The following is a 3,204-nucleotide window of genomic DNA, read 5'->3' as shown; positions in this document are numbered from 1 at the left end:
TACGATATAAGTGTCAGATTTTATAGACTTTTTGTAGCTCAAAACTTGCTTACTAAATGAAAAGTACTCGTTTCTAAAGCATGTCCCAAGATTGCATGCCCATGTTTGCTCACTCTTATATCCAATTTGAGCGTCACTTGTGATGTGTAGATCTGAGAAGTAAGAGATCTGCTCCCATTGCATTTGGGAGTTTAAACCTTGAAAAAGAAAGTAGGCTCCCTCATCAGAAAGAGCTAACTTTGAGTACTCTAAGGAATTAGTTCTATTGCATAAAATAAGAAAGTCTTGAGCATTAATAGGAGAGAAGAGATTTAAAAGTATTAAGCAAAGTACAGTAAGTCTCATTACTTTTTAACTTTTTTATACTTCTTTAATTTTTCGACTAGAGAGGCAAAGCATTTTTCTGAATAGACAATAATATCATTGGCCCCTAATTCAAATGCATTTAAGACCTCTTCTTGATCAGAACCTGTAGAGATAAAAATAATTGGTAATTCAGCTTTAGGTTTAGAGATCCTCACTAAGCTTAAGACTTCTAGCCCAGGCATATCTTGTAAGTTTCCAATAATGATTAGGGCTGAGTACTTATATTTTTCAATAAGGTGAATCGTTTGAAAGCCCTCAAGCGAAAGAACAATATTAAAACCTTGAACTCTAAGGCGAGAAGCAAAGTTATTTCTTCTATCTGAATCAGCATCTAATAGTAAAATTTCAATATCTTTCATAGGCTTTAAATATAACGTTATATTAATTATTAAGGCAAGGTAAGCAGTACATTCCTATTGGATTTTTTTCATTGTATAAAAGTAAATTAAACAGGTATTAAAATAGACTTATTCTTTATACATAGATTGAAAATACTTTGATCTCTCAGGAAATTTAGCAGCGGCCTTGTCTATTAAGTGAATAATAGAGTTTGTTTTTCTTTGAGCTTGAATTGAACTCAAGATGACGACTTCGTAAACTTCTATATTTGCAGCACCTGATTCAGCTAATGGAATACCTTTCTTTAAAACACTTTTGATATCTTTATTGCAGTAGTCTATTTGTATCTCTAGGTTTCTATATGAAGGGTTTTCACCATGTAATGGCTCAAATTGATTGAGGATATCGTAGGCGAGTTTTACTTCTTTATATTCAATAAAGATTGATATGATTTTCTCTAAAATAGAAAACTTTCCAGAAGAATGCTTTACGGCCTCTAAAAGTGTTTTAACACCTTTGTCTCTTTCTTTATTTTTCATAAAATAGTTACTACAGATAACTAAACTTGCAGCAATATTTGTTTTCAAGCATGGAGACTGTACTTCTAACCCACTAAAGAACTCAGCATACTTTATTAAATCTTCATATTGCTGGTTTGCAATTGATAGTCTAATAAGCTCAGGAAGATTCTCTGGATTAATAGGGTAGTTGTTCAATAACTTTATTGTATGAGTATAGGCATTCTTCCACATTTTTAAGTTGGAGTACTCTTCAACTAAAGATTTTAGAGATAAGTAATGTGAGTCATTTACTTCAAGGGCCATTTCAAATAGCTTTAAAGCTTCTTCAGTATTTCCCTCTTCTTGGAAAACTCTTGCCTCTAGGTAGTAGATCTCATCTAGATGGTTCTGACCTAGCTTTAAAGGTTCTATAATCTTTCTAGCCGTATCAAGCTCATTTAAAAATATGAGCTCTTTAGTCTTGTGATAGGCATTTAAGAAAGGAGAAGAGGTAATCTTTCTTTCAACAATTTTTAAAAAACTATCAGCAATAGACTTTGTCGTAAAAGGCTCTGCAATATAGTCATCTGCCTCTGTGTCTAGTATTAAACACGATGAGGCAATACTATTAGGTCCTGAAATAAGTGAAAAGATAGCTCTTTGCCTATTAGGAAAAACATTCATATGAGTGTTTAAAAGATCGATACCTTTTTCACTCCCTACATTATAGCCAGCGAATACGATATCAATTTTTAAGTCATTTATGATTTCGCTTGCATCAGAATTATTATCTGCAATGAAGATATGTTGAACCTTTACACCAAATTCTGTAAGTATTTTTTTTAGTGTCGTTCTTGTTGTCTTCTTGTCATCAGCGATTAAAGCTTTTTTGTCTCCTAAGAATTTTTTTATTGCTTGAACTTTCTTAGGGTTCATATCTTCAAAAATCATTTCTTCACCTCTTCAATAAGAGAAGATATATTATTTTGCTGACCAGTATATGACTCTACAACTTTTAGCCATTCATTTGGTTTAAATTGAGTGAATTTTATTTCAACGAGAACTCTGTCGTCTCCATTGGGATATAGTTCTATAACTTTACCAATTATAGTTATAGATCCCTTTGTATCTGGGGGAGGGAATTTAGTTATTTTTTTTACTGGTCTTGTATCATATATAACAAGACTTAAGTTATGTCCCTTCTGACAAACATTCTTTGGAAGGGAGATACAAATAGAGTCATCTCTTAGTTCATTTATTTTGATAAATTTATACTCAAAATAAGAGACACCGGACGTATCATTCCTGAGAACAATATCGTGGTTTAATTCTTTGTATTGATTCTCTTCAAGAGCATCTGAAAGTACTGCTTTTAATTTTGTTTCTTTAGTCATTTTTATATTCTAAATGGAAATTAAATTAGATACAAACATCCTGCTTATAAGGAATTTTCTTTCCTTCCTTATTCAGGAAGTGACCACTGAAGTTGTGTGTTTCAGGATTAAAGGCTGAAATCTTACCTTCTCCTTGAGGTACGTCGATAATATAAGTTGGTATTGCCCACCCCGAAAGCTCATTTCTTAAGGTTGAGTATAGACGGCGACCCTCTTCAATACTGAGCATAAAGTGCATTCCCCCTCGAACTTTGTCTGGGTGATGAAGATAGTAAGGACGAACCCTTAGTGAGGTAAATTCATTTATAAGATCGATTAAATCTTTTGTTGTATTGTTAATACCCTTTAGGAGAACACTCTGAGAGAGGAGATTTATCCTGTGTTTATCGAGGAGCTGAAGAGCTTTCCTATTTTCTTTTGTAAATTCTAGAGAATGGTTAGCATGTATAACTATATTTATTTGTTTAAATTTATCTTGAAAATTATTTAGCATTTTACAAAAGTTTTCAGTTACTCTACTTGGTAAAATTATTGGTGTTCGAGTATGAAAACGAATATATTTTATATGAGAAATATTACTGAACTCGTGAAGATACTTAGATATT

Annotated in this window: 4 protein-coding genes and 1 pseudogene; all 5 read right to left on the bottom strand. The window is 32.2% G+C overall.

Features of this window, described 5'->3' with window-relative positions; translation table 11 throughout:
* Positions 1-345, bottom strand: a 345-nt coding sequence (locus ABX784_RS16435; protein WP_372656148.1) for a hypothetical protein, incomplete at its 3' end; no start/stop codon positions are given.
* The gene (locus ABX784_RS16430) at positions 345-725 is read right to left on the bottom strand and encodes a PleD family two-component system response regulator (RefSeq protein WP_372656147.1); all 381 of its coding nucleotides are present in this window, start codon (positions 723-725) and stop codon (positions 345-347) included. The genes ABX784_RS16430 and ABX784_RS16435, both read right to left, overlap by 1 nt.
* Positions 726-833: 108 nt before the next feature.
* The gene (locus ABX784_RS16425; RefSeq protein WP_372656146.1) at positions 834-2,156 is read right to left on the bottom strand and encodes a hypothetical protein; all 1,323 of its coding nucleotides are present in this window, start codon (positions 2,154-2,156) and stop codon (positions 834-836) included.
* Positions 2,153-2,599 carry a hypothetical protein gene (locus tag ABX784_RS16420; protein WP_372656145.1) on the bottom strand — a complete coding sequence of 149 codons (447 nt, stop codon included), beginning with the start codon at positions 2,597-2,599 and terminating at the stop codon, positions 2,153-2,155. The genes ABX784_RS16425 and ABX784_RS16420 overlap by 4 nt, the downstream gene beginning before the upstream one ends.
* 25 nt (positions 2,600-2,624) lie before the next feature.
* A pseudogene (locus ABX784_RS16415) lies at positions 2,625-3,204 on the bottom strand (lysine 2,3-aminomutase); the annotation flags it as partial.

Origin of the sequence: Halobacteriovorax sp., from assembly GCF_041587335.1 — a bacterium.
Lineage (GTDB): Bacteria > Bdellovibrionota > Bacteriovoracia > Bacteriovoracales > Bacteriovoracaceae > Halobacteriovorax.
This window is presented reverse-complemented; position numbering and strand designations above follow the sequence as displayed.